The following is a 26,428-nucleotide window of genomic DNA, read 5'->3' as shown; positions in this document are numbered from 1 at the left end:
CTCGAGTCCTCCTCGGTCCGCCTTCTACAGTTCTGACGGACGGCCGAGGTCGGCAAGCAGATCGAGCACGGCCGCGACGATCCGCTCGAGCTCGACGGGGTCGTCGATCAGCGCGGCGGCCTGGTGGAGGCCGCCTTCGTCGGCCGGCATCCGCTCCAGGTCGTGCGGGGCCGGCAGGCTGCCGAACACCGTGCCGAGTACGTCGGTGATTACCACGGTGGCGTCCTCGCCACCGTCGATGCGCGCGATCATGACCTCGATGGAGACGTTCGCCAGCTCGTGCAGGACGGCCTCGTCCCGCTCGTCCGGCTCCACCAGCTCGAGCGGCGTCGGCTCGAAGTGCCCGTCGGTCGAGCTCTGCGAGGGATACCAGACCTGCGCCTGCTTGCGACCGAACGGACGCTCGACGTACTTGTCGTACCAGGCCGGCCGCCGGCGCATCGCGGCCAGCACGACCTCGACCTCGGCGGCCACCACGGCCTCGCCGACGGTGTGGTCTCCGGTATGGCGGGCACGCCGCTCGGTGAAGGCGATCAGCGGCCACAGCGCGGAGCCGGCCGTTGAATCGGTACCGACCCACTCCAGGATCGCCTTGGCCAGCTCCATCAGCCAGGCGTCGCGTTCGAGCGCGTCGGCGAGCCACCCTGGTACGCGGGGCCGCTGTTGCGCGCCACGTTCGCCCCGGCGCCGGCGGTGACGGTCGATGGTGGCTCGCCGCAGCCGCGAGGTGAGCCAGCCCTCGAGAGTCGCGATCGGCAGGTCGGCGTAGGTCAACAGGTCGTCGAGGACCGCCTCGACGTCGTCATGGAAGTGGTCCAGGCAGTCGGGCAGCATCCGCTCCAGCTTGGCGGCGCACTGATAGTGCCGACGAATGCGCTCGACCGGCCTGGTCACTCGCTCGTACACCAGCGGCGCGACGATCTCGCCGGCACCGGCGCGCAACCTGCGCTGCTCGTCGGCGGACGCATCCCGGAATCGCTTGGCGAGCTCGCCGGCGCCGGCCAGCCGGCGGACCTCGTTCGCGATGGCGGATGGCTCTTGTGGGTAAGTCACGGGCCCGCGCTCCTCTACCTCGGCATCGCCGTCGCAGCGGCGCTTGCACCGATGGTCGAAGCGCGGGCACCCCCAGAACATGCGGCTGAGGAAGGTACCGGCGAACTACGTAGACGACCGCGAAAAGCAGCCGCGGCATACGTACGGGCCGGGTCCGAAAGCGAACCCGGCCCGTGCTCGCGGGACCGTCAGGACATCTCGCTGGGCTTCGGTCCCTTGGTCAGGTCGATCACCACGCTGGCGGCGGCCGCCCCGTTGAGGAAGACCGTGACGGCGTCCCCGTCGCGGTCGTACAGCTGGAGCTCGGCCGGGGTGCCGTTGGTCATCGCTTCGCGGACCAGCCGCGCGATGCCGTCCGCGTCCGCGTCCGCGATGCCCCACTCCTGCTGGCCGATGACGAGTTTCTTGCTGATGTTCATCCTGTTGCTACCTTTCGATGATGCTCGCGAGGCGAGCGATGGTGGACGGGTCGGGACGGCTTTGTCAGGCCACCGGCTCGACCGAGAACGTGAAGGTGAAGTCCTGCGGGTGCCGCTCGTGCCGGCCGATCCCGAACTGCTCCTGCGCGAGCAGCGAGGTCCGGTACAGGCCGATGTTCTGGCCGACGGCACCGACCAGCAGGTCGTACGCCGTGTTCACCAGCACGGCGCCGGCGCTCACCGCCGCGACCGCCAGGGCGGCCTGTGGCGCGGCCAGGGCCAACCCGCCCAGGCCGCCCAACGCGGCCCGTCCCTCGGGGCTGTTGAGCCTCTCCGCCAGCAGGTCACTGAGCGCCAGGCTGCCCGACACGTCGCGGGAGACCCAGACGGCGATGTCGAGGAACTCCACCGCGGGACCGTGATAGATCAGCAGGTCGTCGAGCGGCAGCCGCTCGCCGTCGCGGATGTTGCCGAACCGGGTGGTCTCCGCCCGGTACACCGGCTGGTCGCCGGCGCCACCGGTCAGCACCATCGCGTCCACTCTGATGTCGGCGCTGAGCAGCGCCCGGTTGCGGCGGACGATCAGTTCGGCGATCCGGACAGCGACCTTGCCCGGCGTCAGGCCGCGCGAGGAGAGCAGCCGGACCTGCTGCTGTGGCCGGTCGTCGATCAGGAACTTCGCCCGCTCCGCCGTCGGCGGGGGTGTCGGGCTCAGCGTGAAGTCGATCGGCTCGACCGAGTAGCGGACCGACCGGTCGGAGGCGTCACCGACCTCCCGGCTGGCCCCCGTGACGATCTGGCTCAGCAGACGGTCGAGTCTCGATCCGGCCACACCCCGATCCCGCCGGCCTGCGTCCCGTACGCCGCGTTGCTGCAGCACCCCGACGTCGACCGGTCCGTCGCTGATCAGGGCGAGGACCGTCTCCGGTCGCGCGACGGTCGTCTCGACGCCGCCCGGCCACGTCATCTCGACGCCCTCGAGCTGCCGCAGATCGTCGTTCCAGCCGTAGGTGTACGACGCCCCCGGGGCCAGCCGGACACCGCTGAGGTCGGACTTGTTGAGCACCGCGATCCCGGACGCGACGCCGATGTCGATCAGCGACACGAACCTCGCCTGGTCGCCGTTGTTCCGCAGCCGGAAGAAGACGCGTTCGTCCCCGTCCGCGAACAGCAGCGCCCCGGCCCGCGGAAGTCGCTCCTCCTGGCCGTCGCGCACCCGGCCCCACTCGATCTCGATGTCGCTCGTCAGCGGCTTGTCGCGATCGCCCGCCAGCCGTCGCAGCGCGTCGGCCTGGGCGATCCGCTGCAGGTTGGCCATCACCGAGCTGATGCCGACCGGCGTCGCCTGGTGCGGTCGATGCAACGGCACGCCGTTGTCCAGCACCACCAGCTCGCCCTGTGCGTCGACCGCGACCTCGATCGCGACCTGCCCGTCCGTGTCCGGGTCGGCCGGCCGCAACAGCGGTCGCCAGGACATCTCCTTGACCAGCTCCTCGGTGACCGGATGATTCTGAGGCAGCCGTACCGGCAGAGCGGGCGCGGCGGCGCGAGTGCGGTGTGCCCGCGCGTCCGGAGGCAGATCCTGACCGGCCTTCTGGAGCCGCAGGTGCGCGACCGCGGACGTCGGCAGAACCTGGTTGACCCGAGCGTCGCCGATCGCCGGTCCGTCGGCCGGTCCGCCGGCCGAGGCGGGCATGATGGCGAACTCGTCACCGACCTCGACGCCCAGCAACGGCGCGCCGAGCAGCTGGATCCGGTCCGGTCCCAAGGCCACCACGGGCAGCGTGTCCAGTGACTCCAGATCCGTTGTCTCGAAGGGCTCTCGTTCGGCCGGGCCCTCCGCCTCCGGCCGCTGAATCGGGGCCAGGTTCTGCACATCCCGACGGACGGCGTCGATCAGAGTCGACCAGTTGACGCGCAGCCCCTCCGCGTCGCGGAGTGCCCGGGACAAGGCGTCGGTCAGCAACCCCATGTCGACCCCGTCGCGGTTCGTGCCCTCCCACGCCGACTCCGACGGCGAACAGGCCACCACCCGGACGGCTCGCGGGTTGCCGATCAGGTGGCGCTGGTGCACCGGCAGACCAGCCTCGGTGAGCAGCTTGACGTGCCGTTCGACGACCTCGTACGTCGGCTTCCAGTTCGTCGCCCGCAGCTGCGACTTGACTCGCAGGCCCGAGTCGCGGGACATGTGAGCGGCATGGCAGCAGTCGAGAACGACCGTGGTGTTGGCGGTACGGGCGGTCAGCCTGGCGAGCAGGACCGACAGCTCGACGCCGGTGATACCGCGGAAGTCGTCGTCGTCGGAATCGACGTAGTCGTCCGGCAGGATGAACTGCAGGTCCGGGCCCTCGGGGGTCAGCAGGCGGCCGCCGTGGCCGCTGTAGTAAACGACGACGGCGTCGTTCTCGTCGCTGTCCACGATGAGTTTCTCGTACGCGTCGAGCACGGCCGCCCGGGTGGCGTGCGGCGTCACCAGGCGTTCGATCCGGAAGCCGCGCGGTTCGAGCGCTCCGGCCATCGCCTCGACGTCGTTGAGCACACCGGACAGGTTGCTGGTCTGCGCACCGATAAGAAGAGCTGTTCGCGTCATGCCCGTCTCTGACGGACAGCGCGGTCAGCCGAACAGGTTCTCCCTGTACGCCTTGGCCACGGCTTCGGTGGCGCTGTGCACGCCCAGCTTCCGGTAGACGTTTCCGAGCTGGGTCGTGACTGTTCGCACCGCCACGCCACGGTCGGCCGCGATCTCTGCCGCACTGTTGCCGTCGGCAAGGAGGCGCAACGTCTCGGCCTCTTTCTTGCTGAGCTGGTAGGGCAGTTCGGGCGGCGACGGCTCGTCCACGTCGACGCGGACGGCTGCGGCCAACGCAGCCACCTTGACGCGCAAAGGTTCGGCGCGTAGTTCCGCCACGGTCTCATGTACGGCTCGAACGATCGGCCGCGCCTCGCTCCGGTAGCCTGCCGCGACCATCGCTGCCGCCTGCCGGAACCGGGCGTAGGCCGCCGGGTACGGTCGATCCAGAGCGGTCCAGCCGGCGGCGATCTTCTTCCACACGACGGCGCTGTCCGAGCGCCGGATGCGCTGCCGCTCGGCCTCGCACAGCAGCATGAGCTGCTTCATCTCAGCCGTCGTCCGCTTCGGTCGGGCATCCCACCCCTCGTGGGCGAGCCAGTCACCGCTGACCATCGCGGCAGTTTGGTCCTGCTCCCTCGCACCCTGCCGGGTCGCCTGGTCGGCCGCGCTGCGCAGACCCACCGCGCACAGCCGCAACAGCTCCAGGGCGTTGTCGCTGCCCCGGACCGCCGCCACCCCACCCTTCACCTCGTCAACAGCTTGGATCAGGCGGCCTTCGCCGAGCGCCAGCTCGGCCCGTACCGTGTGCAGCGGCCCGAGGAAGCGCGGGTCCTCGCCGAGCTCGAGGGTCGCGATCGAGGCGAGCAGTTCGCGCGCCTGGTCGTACTCACCGCGCGCCACCTTGATCTCCGCGAGCGTCAGCCGCGGGTAGATGCTCTCGGCCACCGGCCGGCCCAGCGACACCTCGGTGATGATTCGTTCGGCCTCGTCCCACTCGCCCAGCAGCACCAGGGAAACGCTGGCGGTGTTGGCCAGCAGAGCGCCCTGCCGCGTGCTCACCAGATCGAACTGCCGCGCCTCCTCGAGTCCGTCCTGCGCCAGCTTCGCCGCTTCCCTTGCCCGGCCGGCGTTCTCGAGCACCAGCGCGAGGTTGCCGTACGCACGCAGGAGATCCTCGATGTGGTGGACCGAACGGGCGATCTCGAGCGAGTTCCGCAGCCGGTTCTCACCACCCGGCTTGTCGAGCATGCACAGCGCGAGCCCGGAGATGTTCAGCGCCCGGCCTTTCTCGGGCAGCGCGCCGACCTCACGCGCCATCTCCAGTGCCTTGTCGGCCTCCGTCAGGCCCTCGTCGTAGTGGCCGGCCCGCAGGTACGCGAGGGCAATCCCGGCGAGGACGCGGGCCCCCGTCGCCGACGGTGGCCGGCCGGCCAGCAGCCGCGCGGCCTCCTGGAAGGCGTCGGCAGACTCCTTGGCCTGACCGGCCTCCCACAGATACGTGGCGAACCGCTCTTGCAGCTCAGCGAGCCGATCCGTCCTCTGCTCGGCCACTGCCTCTTCGATGGCCTCCCTGATGTGCTCGACGGCCTGATCGACATGGCCGGACCACCGTGCGGCGTCGGCGGCGTCGATCAGCAACTGGATCCTGCTGACGCCGGCCAGCTCCTCCGGACCGTCGACCCGCTGCCACAACTGCAACGCCCGGCTGAACTGGACCTCCGCCGACGGGAACGCCAGCGTGCGTGCCGCGAGCTGCCCGGCCTGCACGGCGGACGTGAGCGCCTCTGTCCGGACGTCGGCCTGGTACCAATGGCTGGCCTGCTCAGCGATCGCCGACCCCTCGGTCAGGCTCAGTCGCGGATCCGATGCCAAGGCCTGCGCCATCGCTGTGTGCAGATCGACCCGGGCATCGCGGACGATCGCCTGATAGACCGCCGCGCGGAGCAGGGCGTGCCGGAACCGGTAGACGTCATCGTCGTCCTGTCCGGGAACCAGCATCTGCCGGTCGAAGCATTCCTGCAGTGCGTCGCTCAACGCTTCGCCGGGCAGGTCGCTCACCGCACGCAGCAGCCGGCGGCTCATCGCCCGGCCGGCCACAGCGGCTACCCGCAGTACCTTGACCGCGTTCGGGCTCAGGTCCTTCAGCCGGGTGAGCACCACCGACTCCAGGTCGGATGGCAGCCGGATGTCCTGGGTGCTCTCCAGGGCGCCGATGGCGATCAGTTGTTCGGCATAGAAGGCAATCCCGTCGGACCACTCGAAGCAGCGCTCGACCAGCCGTGGATCGACCTGGCCGTCGCTCACGGACTCGACGAACCGGGTCAGCTCTTTCAGCGTGAAGGCCGGCAACTCGATCCGCTCGGTCCGGCGCAGGAACTCCGAACCGGCCATCAACTGCCACAACGGGTTGTCGCGGCTCACCTCTTGGGTGCGATAGGTGCAGACGAGCAGCAGCCGCCGGTCCTGTTGCCGGGCCTGGCCGAGGTGCCGGACCAGGTCGAGCGTCGACCGGTCCGCCCAGTGGAGATCCTCGATGATCAGCACGACGGGAGTGTCCGCGCCGAGCGCGTCCAGCATCCGGCGGACGGCGAGGAACACCTGTTGCGGACTCTTCAACGAGTCGCTGCCCAGGTCGAAGAAATCCGTCAGCAGCTCGTACGCCGGTCCGCCGAGCTGATGTGCCTGTTCCCGGCCGTGCTCGCGATCGAAGGCTTCCAGCAACTCCAGCAGCGGCTGGTACGGCATCGGATCACCGAAGTGCTCCTCACAGCCGCCGGCCAGCACGTGGGCTCCCTCTGCGCGAGCCGACTCGGCAAATGCCGCGACCAGCCGGCTCTTCCCGACGCCGGCATCACCGCCGACCAGTACGGTCCGAGCATGCCCGTCCCGCGCCTCGGCCAACCGCCGTCCCAGCAGCTCCCGCTGCTCGGTTCGCCCGACGATCTCCCCCGCCACCTGCACGTAGGCCTCCCTGTCTGTCGACCAGCCGCCATCATGCTCGCGTTCACGTCCCTTGGCTACAGCCCGTGACCCCCGCCGTGAGCCACCACCGGCGTACTTCGCCGAGGTGACCCACAGCGGGTGCAACGGTCTACGACCTCACTTGCTCTGCGGGCACTTCGGAATCTGTGAGCAGCGGTGGTCGGAGAAGTTGTTGATCCGCGCTTCCTTGCACCAAGCGCACTGACAGGTACACGCCATGTTTCGCTCCTCAGGTTTGCTCTGCGATCTGGTAGCACAAACTGACGGACAGACCCTCGGCAGCCGCCCTGCATAAGGAGAGACATGAGAATTCCCGTCCTGATGGTCGGTGCTCTGGTCGCGGCAGGTCTGGTGCCGGTGACGGTCGGACAGGCGGCCGCGGATCCCTCGGTCGTCGAGAGTGTCAACCTTGCGTTGTTGCCTGGTGCGGTTGCCTCGGCCAAGTCGCAGCGGATGACCGCGCCCGCGGCGACGTACGCGCCGGCGAATGCGATCGATGTGTTCGTGCACAACGGCTGGACGTCGAACTACGCGTCGGTCGGCGGTGGGTACGACCCGACGCAGGACTGGTTCCAGGTCAAGCTGGCCGCGCCCGCGCCGGTCTACGAGGTGTTCAGCCGGTGGACTTCTCCGGCCAAGCCGTCGCAGTACGACCTGCAGGTCTCGACGGACGCTGACTGCCAGACGTGGTCGACGGTCAGCCACGTCGTGAATCCGGCTGACAAGGACTCGCAGGTGATCGATCACCAGGATCCGGTCTCGTGTGTCCGGATGCAGGCGCTGGCGACCACCTCCACTGTCGGCTACACACTGAACGAGTTCGAGATCTGGTCCGGCCCCAAGCCGGCGCCGGTGGTCGGGCAGATCATTCCGGTACCGGTGAAGCAGGAGGTCGGTACCGGGCCGGCCTGGGAGCTCACCGGCAAGTCGCGGATCGTCGTTTCCAGCGCAGATCTCACAGCGACGGCTGAGGTGCTCGCCGGGTATCTCCGCCCGGCCACCGGGTTCGTGCTTCCCGTGGTGACCGGCTCCGCCACTGCCGCCGACATCGCGTTGAGCACTGGGGCGGTACCGGGTCTGCCGGCGGACAAGGCGGCTGAGGGTTACTCCCTGACGGTGAGCAGTGCGGGCGCGAAGATCGTCGCGCCTCAGGCACATGGCCTCTTCAACGGATTCGTGAGCCTTCGCCAACTGTTGCCAGCGGCAATCAACTCGGCGACCACCGGCGTGGGACCGTGGACGGTCCAGCCCATCAGCGTGCTGGACTACCCGCGGTACGAGCACCGAGGCCTGCAGCTCGACCCTGCCCGCAACTTCCTGACCGTCGCCGAGACGCGGTCGATGATCGACCAGCTGGCAGCGCTGAAAGGCAACCGGCTGCACCTGCATCTGAGCGACTCCCAGTCCTGGCGCCTCGAGATCAAGGGCCACCCGGCCCTCGACGGCACCGGCTGCAACGGAACGGGCTGTATCGCGGGCTTCTACACGCAAGAGGACTTCAAGGGCCTGGTCAAGTACGCCGCCGACCGGTTCATCGAGATCGTCCCCGAACTGGAAGGCCCGGCCCACGCCAACGCGGCGGTCAGATCACTGGGCGGCGTCGCGGTGATGGGCTGCCAGGGCCAGACCCAGCTCGACCGCTTCTGTACCAACCCGAACGACCCGGCGAGCCAGCGGGCGCTCGCGTTCTGGCGGGACGCGATCGCGCAGCTGGCCGCGATCTCCCCCGCGCCGATCATCCACATCGGCGGCGACGAGGCGATCGGGATGCCCCACGAGGACTACAAGTGGTGGATCGGCCAGATGGAGACCATCGTCGACAACGCCGGCAAGCGGCTGATGGGCTGGAACCCGGCCATCGAGGGCTACGCACCGGGCTCGACCTCCATCAACCACTACTGGTCCGACTACACCGGCGGCGGTCCCCCGCTGATCAAGCCCGAGTGGTTCAACCAGGGCCGCGACGTCATCACGACGCCGGAGTGGAACGCCTACCTCGACTTCGGGTACGACGGATCGCCCGGCCGCACGCCGCGGACGGAACTCGACAAGGCGTACGCCTGGGATCCCGAGTGGGTCTGGGAGAAGTACCGGAACGTCTGGGCGCAACCGGCGTACGGCGGACCGAAGGCGGCCGACATCATCGGCATCGAGGCGCCGATCTGGGGTGAGCAGATGCGTGGGCTCGCCAGCAACGAGTACATGGTCTTCCCGCGCCTGGCCGGCATCCTCGAGAAGGCCTGGAGTCCCAAGGTCCTCACCCAGGACTACGACGCGTACCGCCAGCGGCTCAGCGTCGCGGGGCCGCGCTGGGCGTTCGCCAACGTGAACTACGGAACGATCGCCCAGGTCAGCTGGAGTCCGGAGGCGATGGGCACGGTCAACCGCTTCGGCGTCGACAGGACGCTGGCCAACGCACCGCTGGGCCGCCTGGCCGCCGGCTCGATTCCACCGGGTGAGTTCACCGCCCTGATCGATTGGGGCGACGGATCGCCCACCGAGCCCGGCGCCATCGCAGCACGCGACTACCTCGCGAGCCAACGCCAGGGCAGAAGTCTGATGACCGTCAGCGGCAGCCATACCTACCCAACAGACGGCGTCTACCACGGCACCGTCACCTACACCCGCCTTGGTCAGACCTGGGTCGTCCCGTTCGTCGCCACCGGCGTACCAGCCTGTACGACGATGCTCACCGGAACCCACAACGGCCCGCTGAAGGTCGCCTCAGGAGTCGCCTGCTTCGACGGCGCGACCGTCTCCGGACCCGTGACCGTGTCCGCCGGCGCCGGCCTCTACGCATCCGGCTCCGAATTCCGCGGCCCGGTCACAGCGTCCGGAGCCACCAACGTCCTGCTCTGCGGCACCACCGTCTCCGGTCCGGTCACCATCAGCGGCGCCACCCGAGTCTGGCTGGGCAACGGCGAGTGCGTACCCACGACGGTCAGTGGTCCGGTGAAGGTCACCGGCACGGCAGGCCAGGTGACGATCGATCACGCCACCATCGGCGGCCCGTTGGTCGTACAGAACAACACCGGACCGACGATCATCTCCGGCAACCACATCAACGGCCCGCTGTCCTGCTCCGGCAACTCCCCGAGCCCGACGAACGCAGACCAGCCGAACACCACCGCTGGCCCGAAATCAGGTCAGTGCACCGGCCTCTGACAAGGGAGGAGGAACGCTGGTGGAGTCGCGCAGGACCAGCGCGGGACAGATCAGCTGGGTCGACGGGCCGGTCTCCCCGTCCAGTGCTCGCAGCGTCAGCCCGACCGCCCGCCGGCCCAGCAGGGAGAACTCCTGGTCGACCGTCGTGAGGGCCGGCCAGAGGTACCGCGCCTCGGGGACGTCGTCGAAGCCGACGACGCTGATCTCGCGTGGGACGTCGCGGCCCTTCTCGTGCAGGGCGTACATCAGCCCCATCGCCATCGCGTCGTTCGCCACGAAGACCGCTGTCACGTCCGGGTCCTCGGCAATCCGCAGGCCGGCCTGATAACCACTCTCCGGCGACCAATCGCCGGCCAGCTCCGGTCCCGGCAGGACATGGCGGTCCTCGTGCGCTCGTTGCCATCCGGTCCGCCGCTGACCGGCCTCCACCCACTCGAGCGGGCCGGCGACATGGGCCACGTGCCGATGTCCCAGGTCGAGCAGGTGCTCCACGGCTACCCGAGCACCCGCCTCCTGGTCGATGCCCACCGCCATCCGCTGGCCTTCACTCACCCCTTGGACGACGATCATCGGGACCGGCGCGTCCAGCGACTCCACCTGGTCCAGCGCCTCGCGGTGGGCAACGGCGACCACGATCGCCTCGACCGCCTCGTCGAGCAGGCGATCCAGAGCGTTGCGCAGCGACTGCACCGAGAAGTCCTCGACAGCGACCAGCGACACGTCGTACCCGGCCTTGTGGCCGGCGTCCTGCACCGACACCGCGATCATGCTCGGCCCGTGCAGCACCAGATGAGCCGAGATCATCCCGATCCGGTGCGACTTGTTGGTCGCCAGCAGCCGGGCCGCGTTGTTGCGCCGGTAGCCCAGCTCGGCGATCGCGGCCAGCACGCGGGTCCGGGTCTCCGCCCGAACCAGCTCCGAACCGTTCAGCACCCGGGAGACGGTCTGGTGCGAGACCCCGGCCGCGACGGCCACGTCCGCCATGCTCGGCGCCCGGCCCTCGGATCGTCCGCCGGGATCAGCGCGCCGCACCGGCGCGGCGCTTGTTGTAGATGTCGAAGGCAACGGCCAGCAGCAGCACCAGGCCCTTCACGACCGACTGGGTCGACTGGTCGATCCCCATCAGCTGCATCCCGTTGCTCATCACCGCCATGATCAGGCCACCGACCATCGCCCCGACGACGGTACCGACGCCACCGGCGACCGCCGCGCCGCCGATGAAGGCCGCCGCAATGGCGTCCAGCTCGAACATGTTGCCGGCCGCGGGCTGGGCGCCGTTGGACCGGGACGAGTAGATGACGCCGGCCACCCCGGCCAGGAAGCCCATGTTGACGAAGATCCAGAAGTTGACCTTGCGGACCTTGACCCCGGACAGCATCGCCGCCGAGAGGTTGCCGCCGATCGCGTACACCTGCCGGCCGAGGACGGTGTTCTTCGTCATCAGTCCGTAGACGATCACCAGGACGGCCAGCACGATCAGCACGATCGGCAGTCCGCGGGCGTGAGCCAGTTGCCAGCCGAAGTACATGACGACGGCCGCGACCACCAGCACCCGGGTGACGAACAGGGGGAAGGACTCGACCGGCTGCTCGTACCGGATCCGCGCCAGCCTGGTGCGGAAAACACTGACCGCGTACCCGGCGACCGCGAGCGCGGCCACGAGCAGCGTGAACGCGTCGTAGCCGTGGCCGCCGATCAGGCCGTTCAGGAAGCCACTGGCGACCTTCTGGTACTCCGCCGGGAACGGCGACAACGAGACGTTGTCCAGCACCTGCAGGGTCAGGCCGCGGAACAGCAACATGCCCGCCAGCGTCACGATGAACGCGGGCATCCCGACGTACGCGACCCAGAAACCGTGCCAGGCGCCGACCGCAGTACCGACGGCAACGGCCGCCACGACGCCGACCCACCAGGGCTGCCCGTGCTGGATCACCAGCACCGCCGACACCCCGCCCGTCAACGCGACGATCGAGCCGACCGACAGGTCGATGTGGCCGGCGATGATCAAGATGACCATGCCGATCGCGAGCACCAGGATGTAGGAGTACTGCAGCACGATGTTCGTGATGTTGCCCGGACTGAGCAGCACGCCGTCGGTCAGGAACGCGAACAGCGCCACGATCACGACGAAGGCGATGTAGATGCCGCTCTGCCGCAGGTTGCGGGTGATCAGCGTGCGCGGATCACTGGTTCCGACGTGCAAGGCGGCAGCCGGAGCACTCTCCGCCGGTACCGCCTCGGCCGGTGCGGATGGTTTGGTACTTGTCATCCGGCGAGCTCCTTCTCCCTCGTCATGAGCGCCATGAGACCCTCCTGGGTCGCTTCGCCGGCCGGCACCTCACCAGTGATCCGGCCGGCCGACAGTGTGTAGATCCGGTCGCACATCCCGAGCAGCTCCGGTAGTTCGGAGGAGATGACGACGACGGCCTTGCCGGCCGCCACCAGCCGGTTGATGATCGTGTAGATCTCGAACTTGGCGCCGACGTCGATGCCGCGGGTCGGCTCGTCGAGGATCAGCACGTCCGGATCGGTGAACAGCCATTTCGACAGCACGACCTTCTGCTGGTTGCCGCCGGACAGCGTGCCGACCGCGTCCATCACGGTCCGGGTCTTGATGTTCATCTCCCGCCGGCCGTCCTCGGCGACCTTGATCTCCTCGTTGCCGTTGATCCAGCCGGCCCGGGACAGCTTGCCGAGCCCGGCCGCGGAGACGTTCACCCGGACATCCGCGATCAGGTTCAGCCCGTACCGCTTGCGATCCTCGGTCGCGTAAGCGATCCCGGCCCCGATCGCCTCGGCCACGGTCCGCGCCCGCACCTGTTTGCCGTGCATGTACAGGCGTCCGCTGATGTTGCGTCCGTACGAACGCCCGAAGATGCTCATCGCCAGCTCGGTACGTCCCGCGCCCATCAGCCCCGCGATGCCGACGACCTCACCGGCCCGGACCGCGAACCCGGCGCCGTCGACGACCTTGCGCGGCTGCACCGAGTGCCACACCGTCCAGTCCTCGACCCGGAGCACCTCCTCGCCCGGCGTGGAGACCCGCTCCGGGTAGAAGCTCGCGATGTCGCGCCCGACCATGCCGCGGATGATCCGCTCCTGGGTCGCCTCGCCCGAACCCATGTCGAACGTCTCGACGGTCCGTCCGTCCCGGATCACCGTGGTGGAGTCGGCGATCGCGGTGATCTCGCTCAGCTTGTGCGAGATCATGATGCAGGTGATCCCCCGGTCGCGCAGCCGCCGGAGCAGCTCGAGCAGGTGCGCCGAGTCGACGTCGTTGAGGGCGGCGGTCGGCTCGTCGAGGATCAGCAGCCGGACCTCCTTCGACAACGCCTTGGCGATCTCCACCAGCTGCTGCTTGCCGACGCCCAGTTCGCTCACCGGCGAGACCGGGTTCTCGTCCAGGCCGACGGAGGCCAGCAGCTCGCCGGCCTCCGCGTTGGTCCGGTTCCAGTCGATGAACCCGCCCCGGCCGCGCCGCTCGTTGCCGAGAAAGATGTTCTCCGCGATCGAGAGGTACGGAACCAGCGCCAGCTCCTGGTGGATGATGACGACGCCGACGGCCTCGCTGTCCCGGATGCCGTTGAACCGCACGGGCGTACCGTCGAAGACGATCTCGCCGTCGTAACTGCCGGCCGGGTAGACACCGGACAACACCTTCATCAGGGTCGACTTGCCGGCTCCGTTCTCCCCGCAGATCGCGTGGATCTCTCCTCGCCGGACGGCGAGCGAGACGTCCTCGAGCGCCTTCACGCCCGGGAAGCTCTTGCTGATCCCGCGCATCTCCAGCAGTACGTCGTCCATCATTACCCCTTCGGACTCAGCCGGCCGTCACTTGGCCTGACCGGCGGCCACCTCGGCGGCGGTGTAGTACTGGGAGTCGACCAGCGCCTTCTTGATGTCCGGCTTGAAGACCGTCTGGATCGGCAGCAGGTAGGCCGGCACGACCTTGACGCCGTTGTCGTAGGACTTGGTGTCGTTGGCCTCCGGCGTCTTCTTCTGCAGGAACGCCTCCGACGCGTTCACCGCCTGCTCGGCGAGCAGCCGGGTGTCCTTGAAGATGGTCGAGCTCTGCACCCCGTCGTTGATCAGCTTGACCGAGGCGATCTCGGCGTCCTGGCCGGTGATCGGCGGTACCGGGCCGGCCGTCTTGCCGTAGCCCGCGTTCTGCAGGGCGGTGATGATGCCGCGCGAGATGCCGTCGTACGGCGACAGCACGCCGCCGACCTTGCTGCCGTCGTTGTAGCTGGAGGTGAGCAGGTTCTCCATCCGCTTCTGCGCCGCCTCCTGCTGCCAGCGCAGGGTCGCGACCTGCTCGAGCTTGGTCTGCTTCGACTTGACCACCAGGGTCCCGTCGTCGAGGTACGGCTTCAGGGTGTCCATCGCGCCCTGGAAGAAGTAGTGGGTGTTGTTGTCGTCCAGCGAGCCGGCGAACAGCTCGATGTTGATCGGGCCGGTCTTGGCCGCCTTCGAGCCGTCCGCGTTCTCCAGCCCGAGGCCGCGCAGCAGCGCCTTGGCCTGGGCGACGCCGACCTTGTAGTTGTCGAAGCTGACGTAGAAGTCGACGTTCTGGCTGCCGCGGATCAGCCGGTCGTAGGCGATCACCGGGATCTTCTTGTCGGCCGCCGCCTGGAGCTGGCTGCTGAGCGCGGTGCCGTCGATCGCGGCGATCACCAGGACGTCGGCGCCGCGGGTGATCAGCTGGTCGACCTGCTGGGACTGGGTCGGGATGTCGTCGTTCGCGTACTGCAGATCGACCTTGTAGCCCTTCGCCTCGAGCTTCTCCTTCACCGCCTTGCCGTCGGCGATCCAGCGCTCGGAGGTCTGCGTCGGCATCGACACCCCGATGGTCAGATCGGCCGGCTTCTGGCTGGCGGTGTCGGTGGTCGCACCCGCTCCCTCACCACCGCAGGCAGCCAGGCCGAGCACCAGCAGAGCACCACTGAGAGTGGCCACGAACTTCTTCCTCACGAACTCTCCCCTTCCGGGACAGGTCACTCCCGCAGCAACGGGGGTTGAGCGGAATGTTAGCGCTCACATGTTGGCGCTCACATTGGGCCCGGTCAAGACATCGGCCAGGCATCCGGGCGTCACGGTCTGATAACAACCGCTGTCGAAACTGTTTCGCGAGCGGTCCGGAGGCACAGAGCTGTGAGCGCTCACATAAGTGCACCCCGTGACCCCGGGATGCGGGTCGGGGGTTGCTGGCCGGGCTGCTCAGGGGGATGCTGAGAGGCAACTTCCGGGGGTGGAGTCATGGCTCAGCCAGACAGCGTCGTACTCAGCGCGGATCACGGTTTGGGGACCGTCCGCACGATGCCGCAGTTCCGCAGTCAGATCGCGCGCGGGCCGCTCAGCGACGCGCAGCGCCGCGTCGTACTGGATCAGGCGGAGATTCTGATCGGTGAGGTTTACGCCCACTTGCCGCTCAAGCGAGCGATGCATGCGATCGATCCGCTGCAGGCGCTCCGGCTGCTGCGGCATCGCCTGGCCGACCTCAGCGAGACAGAGTTCCATGTGCAGTTGCAGCGGATCTTCCTCGGTCTGCACGATCTGCACACCAACTACATCCTGCCGTCCAGGTACGCCGGCTTCGCCTTCCTGGGCATCTTCCTCGAACGCTGCGTGGACGACGGCCAGACGAAGTACCTGGTGACCAAGACGTTCGACCACATCGTCGGCGACCCTCAGCTCACCGCGGGCGTCGAGGTGACGCACTGGAACGGCACGCCGATCCAGCTGGCCGTCGAGGCCAACGCCGCGCGCGAGGCCGGCAGCAACAAGGCCGCCCAGCTCGCGCAAGGCCTGCAGAACATGACACTGCGCTCGATCAACATGTCGCTGCCGCCGGACGAGGACTGGATCGACGTCACCTACAAGGTCGGCGGGACGACCCACGAGACCCGAGTGCCGTGGCGGGTCTTCGAGTCCGCTTCCGAGGTGACCACCCCCGGCACCCTGCCGTCGCTGCCGAACGGCGTCGGAGTCGAGGCACACCACTTGGTCGGTATGGACCTGCGCACCGAGCTGGCGCGGCGAGTGAAGCGTCGGCTGTTCGCGCCCGCCTCCCTCAAGGAGGCTCCGGCCGCCGCGAAGGCGCGCAAACCACGCGTCACCGCGCCACTCGCGGCCGGCCCGGTCCCGACCAGCCGTCCCGACGAGCTCAAGGCCCGGATCGTCGACACCCCGAGCGGCACCTTCGGACACCTGCGGATCTTCACGTTCCACATGCAGGACCAAGACATCGAGGGCTTCCTCAACGAGGTTGCCCGGCTCCTCTCGCTGCTTCCACCCCAAGGTCTGGTGCTCGATGTCCGCGGCAACGGCGGCGGCTATGTGATCGCAGCGGAGTACCTGTTGCAGTTCTTCAGCCCGGGCCGGATCACGCCGGAGCCCTTCCAGTTCGTGAGCACGCCTGGCACGACCGGGCTGTCCACGACAGTCCCTGACTATCAGGCTTGGAAGGCGTCGCTGGAGGAGTCGGTGGGCACTGGTTCGGCGTACTCCACCGCCTTGTCGCTCTACCCGATCGACGTGGTCAACAGCACCGGGCAGCTTTATCAAGGTCCGGTCGTGCTGGTGACGGACGCGCAGTGTTACAGCGCCTGCGACATCTTCGCGGCCGGTTTCCAGGACCACGAGATAGGGCCTGTACTCGGCGTCGAGGGCAACACCGGGGCGGGCGGCGCCAACGTCGTCACGCACGAGGAACTACGGACCGAATGGACCGACGGTCAGCTCAAGCAGCTCCCCAAGGGCGTGCAAATGCGGGTCGCCTTGCGTCGCTCGCTGCGGGTCGGCACCCGGATCGGTCAGCCGCTGGAGGATCTCGGCGTGGTACCGGACCAGCTCCACGAGCTCACCAAGCGCGACCTCATCGAGGAGAACGCCGACCTGATGGCCGCCGCCGGTGCCCTCCTGGCCGAGCGGCAACCGCGCTTGCTGCGCTTCACCTCGGCCGCCGCCGGCGCCAAGAAGCGGAAGCTGACCATCACCACGGGATCGGTCACCAGCGTGGACGTCTACGTCAACGGCCGACCGGTTGCCACGAGTGCCACCAAAGACGGCGACCTCCAGCTCACCGTCCCTGGCACCGCCGGCGACGTGATCCGGATCGAAGGCTACGACGCCGGCAAACTGGTCGCGGCCAGCCAGCAGGAGGGGTAGCTACAAACTGGCTAGTGGCCGAGGAGTTTCATGGCGATGGCTGGGCTGAAGTCGCCGGCTTCGGTGCCGGCGCCGATGCCGCAGTCGCCGTCGGATTCACCCGGCGGTTTGACCCAGAGCTGCAGGTCCAGGCCGGTGGCGCCTCCGGTACGGGGTGCCACGCCGACCCGTTGGCCGGTGGGGTTGCACCAGTCGTCGCCGTTCAGGGGGTTGCCGTTGCGGCTGGTGTCGATGACGAAGTGCTTCGATGAGCCGAGGGCCGCGTTGACCGCGTTCGCGTAGCTGACGTTGCGGGCGGTGGACTGGAAGTTCGACACGTTCAGCGAGAAGCCGCGGGCGTGCCCGATGCCGGCGGCCTTGAGCCACTTGGCCATCGTGCCGGCCGGCGTCCAGTCGTCGTGGCCGGCGTCCAGGTACGTCCAGGTGTTCGGCGCCGAGGATCGCAGCCGGTCGACCGCATAGCTGAACAGCGACAACCGAGTGCTCTGCGCCGACGAACTCAAGCAGTCGAGCTGAGGCAGCGCGTCCGGCTCCAGGATGACGACGGCGGGATGCTTGCCGATCGCCGCGGCCATCGAGTCGATCCAGGACCGGTACGCCGATGCGCTCGCCGCCCCCTCGCCTCCACCGCAACCACGCTGCGGGATGTGGTAGAAGACGAGCACCGGCAGCTTGCGGGCCCGCGCCGCCCCCGCCACATAAGCCTTGGCGTCGGACACATCCGCGCCATCACCGTTGAACCAGCGCCCCAACGGGCGATCGGCGATCCCCGCCTTGATCGAGGCCCGCCGCGAGTCACCACTGTGCTCGCCGACCCAGTAGACCGGCTGCGATTGCGGGTCGACGTACAGGCCGCTGGTCTGCGAGAGCGGATTGCCCTGCTGCGGGACCGGGGCCGGCTTCGTCGGCAGCTTGCTGGTGGGCTTCGTGGTGGGCTTCGTGGTGGGCTTCTTCGTCGGCTTCGCCGTGGTCTTCGTCGAAGGCTTCACCGTCGCCGGGCTGGACGGCTTGCGAACCGGCAGAGTCGATGACCGGGCCGGCTGACTGGCCGTCGGCCTGACTGAAGGCTTCGCACTGGCCCCAGAGCCGGCCGGGTCGGTCACACCACTGGCCGCGGCACCGGTCGGCGTCGTACCCGCGGAAAGGTCCGAGTCACCGTGTCTCGCCAGTGCCACCGTCGTTCCGGCGGCGGCGATCGCGCAGGCCGCGGCAATCGCGACCACTGCCCTGGACCGCCGCGTGGATGGCAGCCGCATCTCATCTCTCCCAGCTCAGTTTGCGCGGCTTTCCCCGCGACAGCGACGGACACTAGCTGATAACGACGAGATAACAAACCCCTTCACCACGCTGTGGCAGAGTTGGTGCGGTGACCGATCTGGATGTCTCTACCGAACTCGACCGCCTGCGGGGCACGATCGACAACATCGATGCCGCGCTGGTGCACCTGCTCGCCGAGCGATTCAAGTGCACGCAGCAGGTCGGGGCGCTGAAGGCCCGCAGCGGATTGCCGGCGGCGGACAAGTCGCGGGAGGAGCGACAGATCACCCGGCTCCGATCCCTGGCCACCGAGGCGGGGCTGGACCCGGTCTTCGCCGAGAAGTTCCTCAACTTCATCATCGCCGAGGTGATCCTCCACCACGAACGAATCGCCGAAACACACTGATCACGCCGTCCCCTAGGGTGGTCGCGTGTCCCTTGTGTGCATCGGCGACCTGGTCGAGGACGTCGTGGTCTGGTCAGCCGAGGCGACCCGGCCCGGGACGGACAACCCGGCGCGGATCCAGCGCGTCCGAGGCGGCGCGGCCGCCAACGTCGCCGTCTTCGCCAGCAGTCTGGGTACGCCGGTACGCTTCATCGGCCGAATCGGCGACGACCCGGCCGGCGAGGCCCTGGTCCGCGAACTGCTCACCGCCGGGGTCGACCCCTTGGTCCAAAGGCAAGGCCGGACCGGCACCATCGTCATCCTCGTCGACGCCACCGGCGAACGCACGATGTTCCCGGATCGAGCCGCCGCGGCCGAACTCGCCGCCGTCCCGGACGAATGGCTCTCCGGCGCCGCGGCGTACCACCTCTCGGCGTACTCGCTGACCGGACCGTCCTGGCCGGTGCTGCGCCGGGCCTCCGAGATCGCCCGGGCCGAAGGCGCGATCCTCAGCATCGACGCCGCTTCGGTCGCCCTCATCGACTCCATCGGGCCCGCGGAGTTCCGCGCCCTGATCGCAACGCTGCACCCCACGTACGTCTTCGCGAACGGCGTCGAGGCCGATGCCGGCTCGCTGCGAGAACTGGCCGGCCCCGGTACGACGGTTGTCGTCAAGAACGGTCTGGAGCCCACCGAGATCCTTGCTGCTGGCAACCAGTATGCGACGGTCCGGCCGGCGCCGGTCGACGGGGTGCTGGACACGACCGGCGCCGGCGACGCGTTCGCGGCGGCGTTCCTCAGCGCGGTACTGAACAACGCCGGCTCGGTCGAGGCGGTTGAAGCAGGCCATGACCTCGCCAGCAGGGTTCTCGCCCAGCCTGGCGCCGTTCTGAACGACCAGGGAGCTGCACGTGACTGACGCCGAAGAGATCGCCTTCTCCGATGACGTGGCGCAGGCCCTCGCCACCGGCCGCGCGGTCGTCGCGCTCGAATCGACCATCTTCTCGAACCTCGGCCTGCCCGCCCCCGCGAACGCCGAGGCACTCGCGCTCTGCAAGCAAGCGGTCCTGGACCACGGCGCCACCCCAGCCGTAGCTGCCATCCTCGACGGCCGGCCCCATCTCGGCCTCACCCCGGACGAGGAGAAGCGGGTGCTGCAAGGCCGGCGGAAGGTCGCCGAGCGCGATCTGCCGGTGGCCCGCGCGCAGAAGTGGGATGTCGGCGTCACCACGGTCTCAGCCACGGTCGCGCTGGCTCACGCGGCCGGCATCTCGGTCTTCGCCACCGGCGGCATCGGCGGCGTCCACCGGGGCTCCGAGCTCACCGGCGACATCTCGGCCGACCTCGATGCCATCGCCAGCCACCCGGTCATCACCGTCTCGGCCGGCGCCAAGGCGTTCCTCGACCTGCCGCGCACTCTCGAGTACCTCGAGACCGCCGGCGTACCGGTCCTGGGCTGGCAACACGACTGGTTCCCCGCCTTCTACACCCGCTCGAGCGGGCTGCCGGTCCCCCACCGGGTCGAGGACGCGCAGACAGTCTGCGCCGTACTGCGCTATCGCACCCGCCCCACCACAGGCGTCCTTCTCACGGTCCCGATCCCCGAAGCCGACGAGATCCCGGGGTCGCGAATCACCGCCGTCCTGGCCGCCGCCCTCGCCGCAAGCGTCAGCGCGGCAGTCAGCGGCCCAGCCGTCACCCCGTACGTCCTGGCCCAGATCGAAAAGGAAACGGACGGCCAGAGCATCCCCGCCAACCTTGCCCTGGCCCGCAACAACGCATCCATCGCAGCCCAGATCGCCGTCGCTCTGGCGTCAGGAGACGTGGTCGGCCAACCAGCGGGTCAACGGCCGTAGCTGGGTGAAAGTGTCGTGCACCCGGTCGGTTGCGGAGGCTGTGTGGATCCAGTCGTCGCAACCGAGAGGGCGGGTTGCGATGAGTGACCTGTGCCGCAGCAACTGCGCCCGCGGATGGTCTGCCGGATGCCCCCGGAGCGGTCGCTTCAGCAGATCCCCGGAGATCACGAACTCCTGCCGCTCCAGCTTCCGAAGGATGGCAGCCAGCCGCGGACCAGACGTGGGGTCCGCCACCGCGGCGCGATACCGCTCGATCTGCTCAGACGGCCCGTACCACCACGCCGCACTGATCTCCAGCCCATCGAGATCGAGCCGCAGCGACAGCTCGACGTTGCGGGACAGCCGAACGATCGCCCCCTGCCGCTGCCAGGCCTCCAACATCACCCCGCCGTAGCGCCAGACCGCGAAGTCCTCATAATCGGCATCCCGCTCAGCCATCGCATCCAGCAACTCGACCATCGGCCGCCGGACCAGCTCCTCCCGATCCCGCCTGCACCGCTGCCTCACCTCGAGCGACGGCACACCGTCCAGCTCGAGCAACACCTCGAAGGCACCGCTCGGCCACCCCGCGAAACCACCGGTCACGAGTCGCAGCCTACGCAGTCAATTCCGGGCGTCGTGAACCGAACGTGTCGGCCGGCCATCAAAGCCCTCTGTTACGACACACTGAGGACTTACTCGGAGGGGCATCATGAAGCGGAATATCAAGCTCGCGGGGCTGGTGGCGGGAGTTTCGGTGGGAGCCGTGGTGGCGGGGATCGTGGTTGCCGCGCAGCAGACGCCGACGCTGGCGTCGGCGTCCGGGGACGGCAGTCTCAAGCCGATCGACAGCGTGAGCAAGCCCACGCAGAAGCCGTCCACGCCGACGAGCAGGCCGTCCTCGGGCGGGCCGGCTTCCACCAACCCTGCCTCGAGCGAGCCGGCCGGGGCGGTGAAGCAGACGATCGATCTGACCAAGCTCAAGCAGGGCGCCGCACCGGCCACGTCGTACTCCGACGGCCGGACCGTGCACGTCGGTGGTACCAAGTTCACCCTGCCGGCCTCCGACGGACCGGTCTGGGATGTTGCCCGCACAGGTACCGGCGCACTCGTTCTGCATCGGCCCAAGGACGACGGCAAGGCGGTGCTGACCACCTGGACCAACGGCTCCCGCGGTGAATCCGTCAACGACGTCACGACGGTAGCCTCGTCGGCCGACCAGGCGAGCAGCGCGTACGCCGTCCAGCCGACCAACGCCGACGGCACCGAGCTGCCCAAGTTCACGCTGACCTGGCGGGACAACCCCAGCGGTGAGAAGTACTCGCTGCAGCGCACCGGCGAACACGGTCCGATCGTGCTCGCTGTCCAGGGCAGTGAGGTCTACTTCAGCGCGTCGAACAAGAACGAGAAGGAGAGCCTGTACAAGTGGACGGCCGGCGACGAAGCGCCGAAGCCGATCAGCGCCGTACCCGACCCGTCCGCGGTGTCGCCGAACCTCACGCTCGCGGCGTCGATCGTCTCGACCACCGACGACGGCAGCTGCACCGCGCTGATCGATCTCGCGACCGGCCGGAAGAGCTGGGCCACCTGCGAGTACGCGGTAGACGAGCTCAAAGCTGACAGCGCCTACGCGCTCGGCGGACCGGCCTACCGCGACGGGTACGGCGACGGGCTGTTCGCCGCGATCGACGTGAAGACCGGCCATGCCATCCGCGAGTGGTCCGGTGGCTCCGCGGTCGCCATCATCTCCAGCGTGATGGAGGACGCCGACCACATCCTGGTGCTGGCCGAGCAGGGCGGCAAGACCGCCATCGCCCGGTGCACTCCGAAGACCGGCGCCTGCGAGCTCGCCACCCCGTTGAAGAAGGGCACCGGCGACGAGGACAACCGGCCATACCAACTAGGCCACTGAGCCTTATTTCTTGGGGTTGTAGGCCAGCGAGTCGAGCACTCGCTCGGCCTGCGCCCCGTCCTCGGCGCGTACCTGGATCCGTACCAGCGCACCGTCGATCTGCTGCACCCGCTCGTATGTCGTCATCCCGGCCGGACAGCCGACGTACTTCGCCGTCGCGGTGAAGGGTTTGTCGACCCGCTCCGCCGACTCCGCACACCCCGCCGGACCCGGCAGGGCGGCCGAGGACGGCAACTCCCCCGGCGGCAGTACGCCCGCGAAGACACCCGACACCTTCGCATCGGACTTGCTCCACTGGCTGTTGTCGCCACTCACCAGCAGACCGGGAAGCGGACTCGCCGCCCCCTGCGGCTGCCAACCGTCGCCGCTGCGGGTGCGCGCCCACCCCCGAGGAAGCTCAACCGACAGGACCTGCTGTTGATCCAGAACTCGCACCCGCTGGCGCTGGACGCCGTACTGCCAGCCCAGATAACCCCCGGTACCACCCAACAGCGCGGCAGCGATGGTTGCCGCCACCCACGGATTGAGCGAAAGGCGACGGCGAGCCGGGACGACAGCCAGCGCGGCAGCCGTCCGCAGCGCCTCGGCGAACGACCGGACGTCCGGCCACCGCTGCTCGCGATCCTGGCTCAGCCCACGCCGGATCACCTCGTCCACCTCAGCCGGTACGTCGTCGCGAACCGTCCGCAGCGAGTTCGGCGGCCCGGCGACGGTCAGGACCGCCGCGAGGGTCGTCGCGCCGTACGGCGGCTTGCCCGCCAGCGCGGCGTAGGCGACGGCCGCCAGCGCATACAGGTCGGCGCGCGGATCGAGTACATCGCCGCGGACCTGCTCGGGCGCGACGTACGCCGGAGTCCCGCTCGGCATCGTCACGCGCGACACCGCTTCGAGCGACTTGCCCAGACCCAGGTCGCCGAGCATGGCCCGCTCCCCTGTCGGCGTACTGCGGAACAGCACGTTCTCCGGCTTCACGTCCCGATGCAGGACGCCTCGCTCGTGCAACTCCTGCAGCCCGGCGCTGACGTCCGAGATCACCTCCACCGCGTCGGCCAGCGGGAGGGGGCCGCTCTTGATCCGGTCGGCCAGCGATCCACGGTCGGCGTAGGTCAGTACCAGGAAGGGCCGGTCGTCGTCGGTGGTACCGATGTCGTGGACGCCGACGACGTACGGCGACTCGACCTTGCGCAGAAAGCGCCCCTCCTCGACGAACCGGCGGCGTACGTCGAGGTCGTCGACCCAGTGCTCGGCCAGCACCTTGACCGCGACCTCGGCATCGAGTTCTTCGTCGCGGACCAGCCAGACAGCGGCGAATCCACCACTGCCGAGCCGCCGGATCACGGCGTACCGGCCAAAATGAGAGGGCTGAACCATGCCGGTCATTATCCTCAAGGCCATGGCCACCGACGCGGACGCGCTCGACGAACTGGCGCGGCGCGCTGCCCAGGACCCCGCCCTGCTGGACGAGCTGGTCCGGCAGGTGCAGCCGCAGGTGATGCGGATCTGCCAGCGGGTGCTGCCGTTCCGCGCCGACGCCGAGGACGCCTGTCAGGACGCGCTGCTGTCGATCGCCACGAAGCTCGGCACCTTCAACGGCCGGAGCCGGTTCAGTACCTGGGTCCATGTCGTGGCGTCGAACGCGGCCCGCGAGACCTACCGGCGCTTGAAGCGGCGCGCCATCGAGAACACCGCGGCCTGGCAGGACGACGACCGCCCGGCCAGGTACGACCGTCCTGACCCGCGCACGACCAGCGTTGTCGCCGGCACCCGGTTGGATCTGCTCGACGCGCTCGAGCAGCTGGAGGTCGATCTGCCCGAGACGGTCACCGCGGTGGTACTGCGCGACATCTATGAGCTCTCCTACGACGAGATCGCCGAGCAGGTCGGCATCCCGGTCGGTACGGTGAAATCCCGGATCAGCCGCGCCCGCGTCTCACTCAAGGCCCACCTGCTCCCCCGTCAGGACTGATCGGGTCCAGGCCCGACGGCTGCCTTCTCAGGGGCCGGAGGCAACGAATCCGGCGCCGGGGTCAGCCGGTCCTGGTCGAAGAAGTTGGCCAGCCGGACCTGCAGCCGTCGTGCCGCGGAGTCGTTGGCAGCAAGCGGTACGGCCGGGACGCGGACGAAGCCGGCCAGCCGATAGCGCCGGTACGGGTCGACCGGACGGTGGTCCTCGACGTACCCGCCGTTCGGCAGCCGGACGACCCGGCCGGTCTCGGCTCCCTCCACCGCCACGTCGAGGTCATGGTCCTGCAGCCCGACGCAGATGCGACGGGTGAGGACCAACGCGGCCGGCGGACCGACGATCACCAGCACCTGCAACAGATGGATGATCCAGTTGAACGAGGTGTGGAACATCACAGCCATCGTGTCGGCACCGGCAGCGGCCCACAGGATGCCGTAAAAGACGATGCCGGCGACACCGATGCCGGTCCGGATCGGGTTGTTGCGGGGCCGGTCGAGCAGGTTCTGATCGGCTCGGTCGCCGACGATCCAGTCCTCGACGAAGGGGTAGACGGCGAACAGTACGAGGAACAGGCTGCAGACCACGACCGGTATAAGGATGGCGAGCGTGAGGGTCCGGCCCCAGACGTCGACCTCCCAGCCCGGCATCAGCCGCAGGCCGCCGTCCACGAAGGCGAGGTACCACGCCGGGCCGATCCCGGCCGAGGCGTTCGCCGGGTCGGCCGGGCCGTACATCCAGATCGGGTTGATGGTCGCCGTGACGCCCATCACCAGCGACACACCGACCACGAAGCAGAACAGGCCGGCGCCCTTGACCGCGGCGACCAGTGCCGAGTGCCCGACGATGTTGTCGTTGGTTCGGCCGGGTCCGGGGTACTGCGCGGGTCCGTGCTTCAGCCCGAGGACCGCGGCGGCGATGAAGAGCACGACGAGCAGGGCGGGCAGCACGTACACGTGCAACGGATAGAACAGCCTGAGCACGTCGCCCGGGAACTGTCCGTTGAACAGAATCGCCGAGATGTCCGAGCCGACGAACGGGATGGACTTCACCACCCCGTCGATGACCGAGAGGCTCGAGCCCGACAGCATGTCGTCCGGCAGCGACGTGCCGGTCTGGGCGGCGCCCAGCGTGACCATGAACAGTCCGAAGACGACCAGCCAGCTCAGTCGCCGCGGCCGACGGAAGCCGCCGGTGAAGAACAGCCGCAGCAACTGGAGCATGATCGCGGCAACCATCAGCAGCGACGCCCAGTGGTGGACCTGGCGGATCAGCAGTCCCGCGCGCATCTCGAAGCTGATCTGCAGCGTCGAGTCCAGTGCCCTCGACATGGACACCCCACGCAGGGGCGCGTACGGGCCGTCGTAGACCACATGGTCGAGCGACGGATCGTACGGGACCATCAGAACCAGACCGCTGACCAGCACCACGATGAAGCTGTAGAACGCGATCTGGCCGAACAACAGCGACCAGTGGTCGGGGAACACTCTCCCCCGCAGATTGCTCAACGAGCGCTGCATCGACTCGGGTCCTCTCGCCCTCACGGTCCGGCCGGGATGAACCGGGCTCATACATACGACCGATCAGCGCCCCGATTCGTGACATCTACGAGTAGGGGCCGAGGTCTACCCCAGAGGCGAGGTTGAGGCATAGCCTCTGCTCAGGCGGGCGCCAGAGGGGGTTGCCTGCCGGTACGCCGGTACCCGGGGGGGATCGGTCAC

General features: G+C 68.7%; 19 protein-coding genes. 7 read left to right on the top strand and 12 right to left on the bottom strand.

What is annotated here, in order from left to right:
* Positions 1–24: 24 nt before the first annotated feature.
* The 4 genes from ACIA12_RS04430 to ACIA12_RS04415 all read right to left on the bottom strand — a co-directional run bounded on the left by ACIA12_RS04430 (position 25) and on the right by ACIA12_RS04415 (position 7,005).
* The gene (locus tag ACIA12_RS04430; protein WP_396365391.1) at positions 25–1,053 is read right to left on the bottom strand and encodes a hypothetical protein; all 1,029 of its coding nucleotides are present in this window, start codon (positions 1,051–1,053) and stop codon (positions 25–27) included.
* Positions 1,054–1,241: 188 nt separating this feature from the next.
* Entirely contained in the window at positions 1,242–1,472 is a 231-nt protein-coding gene (locus ACIA12_RS04425; RefSeq protein WP_396365390.1) for a hypothetical protein, read from the bottom strand.
* Between the two features lie 64 nt (positions 1,473–1,536).
* Positions 1,537–4,062 (bottom strand): caspase domain-containing protein, encoded by a 2,526-nt coding sequence (locus ACIA12_RS04420; protein ID WP_396365389.1) that lies wholly within the window; start codon positions 4,060–4,062, stop codon positions 1,537–1,539.
* A gap of 24 nt (positions 4,063–4,086) precedes the next feature.
* Positions 4,087–7,005 carry an AAA family ATPase gene (locus ACIA12_RS04415; protein ID WP_396365388.1) on the bottom strand — a complete coding sequence of 973 codons (2,919 nt, stop codon included), beginning with the start codon at positions 7,003–7,005 and terminating at the stop codon, positions 4,087–4,089.
* Between the two features lie 324 nt (positions 7,006–7,329).
* Here ACIA12_RS04415 and ACIA12_RS04410 point away from each other — a divergent pair, with 324 nt between their 5' ends.
* The gene (locus tag ACIA12_RS04410; RefSeq protein WP_396365387.1) at positions 7,330–10,191 is read left to right on the top strand and encodes a family 20 glycosylhydrolase; all 2,862 of its coding nucleotides are present in this window, start codon (positions 7,330–7,332) and stop codon (positions 10,189–10,191) included.
* Here ACIA12_RS04410 and ACIA12_RS04405 read toward each other — a convergent pair.
* Genes ACIA12_RS04405 through chvE form a run of 4 tightly spaced genes read right to left on the bottom strand, consistent with a single transcriptional unit; the run spans position 10,168 to position 15,162 of the window.
* Complete coding sequence (locus tag ACIA12_RS04405) at positions 10,168–11,175, bottom strand: LacI family DNA-binding transcriptional regulator (RefSeq protein WP_396365386.1); 1,008 nt, start codon at positions 11,173–11,175, stop codon at positions 10,168–10,170. The genes ACIA12_RS04410 and ACIA12_RS04405 overlap by 24 nt on opposite strands.
* Positions 11,176–11,209: 34 nt before the next feature.
* Positions 11,210–12,460, bottom strand: coding sequence for a multiple monosaccharide ABC transporter permease (mmsB, locus tag ACIA12_RS04400; RefSeq protein WP_396365385.1), 1,251 nt, complete (start codon positions 12,458–12,460; stop codon positions 11,210–11,212).
* A complete protein-coding gene (mmsA, locus tag ACIA12_RS04395) occupies positions 12,457–13,995 on the bottom strand; it encodes a multiple monosaccharide ABC transporter ATP-binding protein (RefSeq protein ID WP_396365384.1) in 1,539 nt (512 codons plus the stop codon). Before mmsA ends, mmsB begins: the two co-directional genes overlap by 4 nt.
* 27 nt (positions 13,996–14,022) lie before the next feature.
* Positions 14,023–15,162 (bottom strand): multiple monosaccharide ABC transporter substrate-binding protein, encoded by a 1,140-nt coding sequence (gene chvE, locus ACIA12_RS04390; RefSeq protein WP_396365383.1) that lies wholly within the window; start codon positions 15,160–15,162, stop codon positions 14,023–14,025.
* Between the two features lie 285 nt (positions 15,163–15,447).
* Here chvE and ACIA12_RS04385 point away from each other — a divergent pair, with 285 nt between their 5' ends.
* Positions 15,448–17,358 (top strand): S41 family peptidase, encoded by a 1,911-nt coding sequence (locus ACIA12_RS04385; RefSeq protein ID WP_396365382.1) that lies wholly within the window; start codon positions 15,448–15,450, stop codon positions 17,356–17,358.
* 11 nt (positions 17,359–17,369) lie between these two features.
* On the opposite strand, the gene ACIA12_RS04380 is transcribed toward ACIA12_RS04385, so the two are convergent.
* On the bottom strand, positions 17,370–18,614 hold the full coding sequence (locus ACIA12_RS04380; RefSeq protein WP_396365381.1) for a glycoside hydrolase family 6 protein: 1,245 nt from the start codon (positions 18,612–18,614) through the stop codon (positions 17,370–17,372).
* A 110-nt stretch (positions 18,615–18,724) separates the two neighbouring features.
* On the opposite strand from ACIA12_RS04380, the gene ACIA12_RS04375 reads away from it, so the two are divergent.
* Genes ACIA12_RS04375 through ACIA12_RS04365 form a run of 3 tightly spaced genes read left to right on the top strand, consistent with a single transcriptional unit; the run spans position 18,725 to position 20,856 of the window.
* A complete protein-coding gene (locus ACIA12_RS04375; protein WP_396365380.1) occupies positions 18,725–19,021 on the top strand; it encodes a chorismate mutase in 297 nt (98 codons plus the stop codon).
* Positions 19,022–19,046: 25 nt separating this feature from the next.
* The gene (locus tag ACIA12_RS04370; RefSeq protein ID WP_396365379.1) at positions 19,047–19,919 is read left to right on the top strand and encodes a carbohydrate kinase family protein; all 873 of its coding nucleotides are present in this window, start codon (positions 19,047–19,049) and stop codon (positions 19,917–19,919) included.
* Positions 19,912–20,856: a pseudouridine-5'-phosphate glycosidase gene (locus ACIA12_RS04365; protein WP_396365378.1), complete on the top strand. Its 945-nt coding sequence runs from the start codon at positions 19,912–19,914 to the stop codon at positions 20,854–20,856. The genes ACIA12_RS04370 and ACIA12_RS04365 overlap by 8 nt, the downstream gene beginning before the upstream one ends.
* Here ACIA12_RS04365 and ACIA12_RS04360 read toward each other — a convergent pair.
* The gene (locus ACIA12_RS04360) at positions 20,815–21,441 is read right to left on the bottom strand and encodes a DUF2461 family protein (protein ID WP_396365377.1); all 627 of its coding nucleotides are present in this window, start codon (positions 21,439–21,441) and stop codon (positions 20,815–20,817) included. The genes ACIA12_RS04365 and ACIA12_RS04360 overlap by 42 nt on opposite strands.
* Before the next feature lie 106 nt (positions 21,442–21,547).
* Between ACIA12_RS04360 and ACIA12_RS04355 the strand changes: the two genes are divergently transcribed.
* Positions 21,548–22,747 (top strand): hypothetical protein, encoded by a 1,200-nt coding sequence (locus tag ACIA12_RS04355; protein ID WP_396365376.1) that lies wholly within the window; start codon positions 21,548–21,550, stop codon positions 22,745–22,747.
* A 3-nt stretch (positions 22,748–22,750) separates the two neighbouring features.
* On the opposite strand, the gene ACIA12_RS04350 is transcribed toward ACIA12_RS04355, so the two are convergent.
* Positions 22,751–24,118: a serine/threonine-protein kinase gene (locus tag ACIA12_RS04350; RefSeq protein WP_396365375.1), complete on the bottom strand. Its 1,368-nt coding sequence runs from the start codon at positions 24,116–24,118 to the stop codon at positions 22,751–22,753.
* Positions 24,119–24,140: 22 nt separating this feature from the next.
* On the opposite strand from ACIA12_RS04350, the gene ACIA12_RS04345 reads away from it, so the two are divergent.
* Positions 24,141–24,713 (top strand): RNA polymerase sigma factor, encoded by a 573-nt coding sequence (locus ACIA12_RS04345; protein WP_396365374.1) that lies wholly within the window; start codon positions 24,141–24,143, stop codon positions 24,711–24,713.
* Here ACIA12_RS04345 and ACIA12_RS04340 read toward each other — a convergent pair.
* The gene (locus tag ACIA12_RS04340; protein ID WP_396365373.1) at positions 24,704–26,227 is read right to left on the bottom strand and encodes a cytochrome bc complex cytochrome b subunit; all 1,524 of its coding nucleotides are present in this window, start codon (positions 26,225–26,227) and stop codon (positions 24,704–24,706) included. The genes ACIA12_RS04345 and ACIA12_RS04340 overlap by 10 nt on opposite strands.
* Positions 26,228–26,428 lie beyond the last annotated feature (201 nt).

It is taken from the genome of Kribbella sp. NPDC051620, assembly GCF_044453825.1.
Taxonomy (GTDB): Bacteria; Actinomycetota; Actinomycetes; order Propionibacteriales; family Kribbellaceae; genus Kribbella.
Note: the sequence above shows the minus strand (reverse complement) of the source record. Positions and strands in the feature narration are given on the sequence as shown.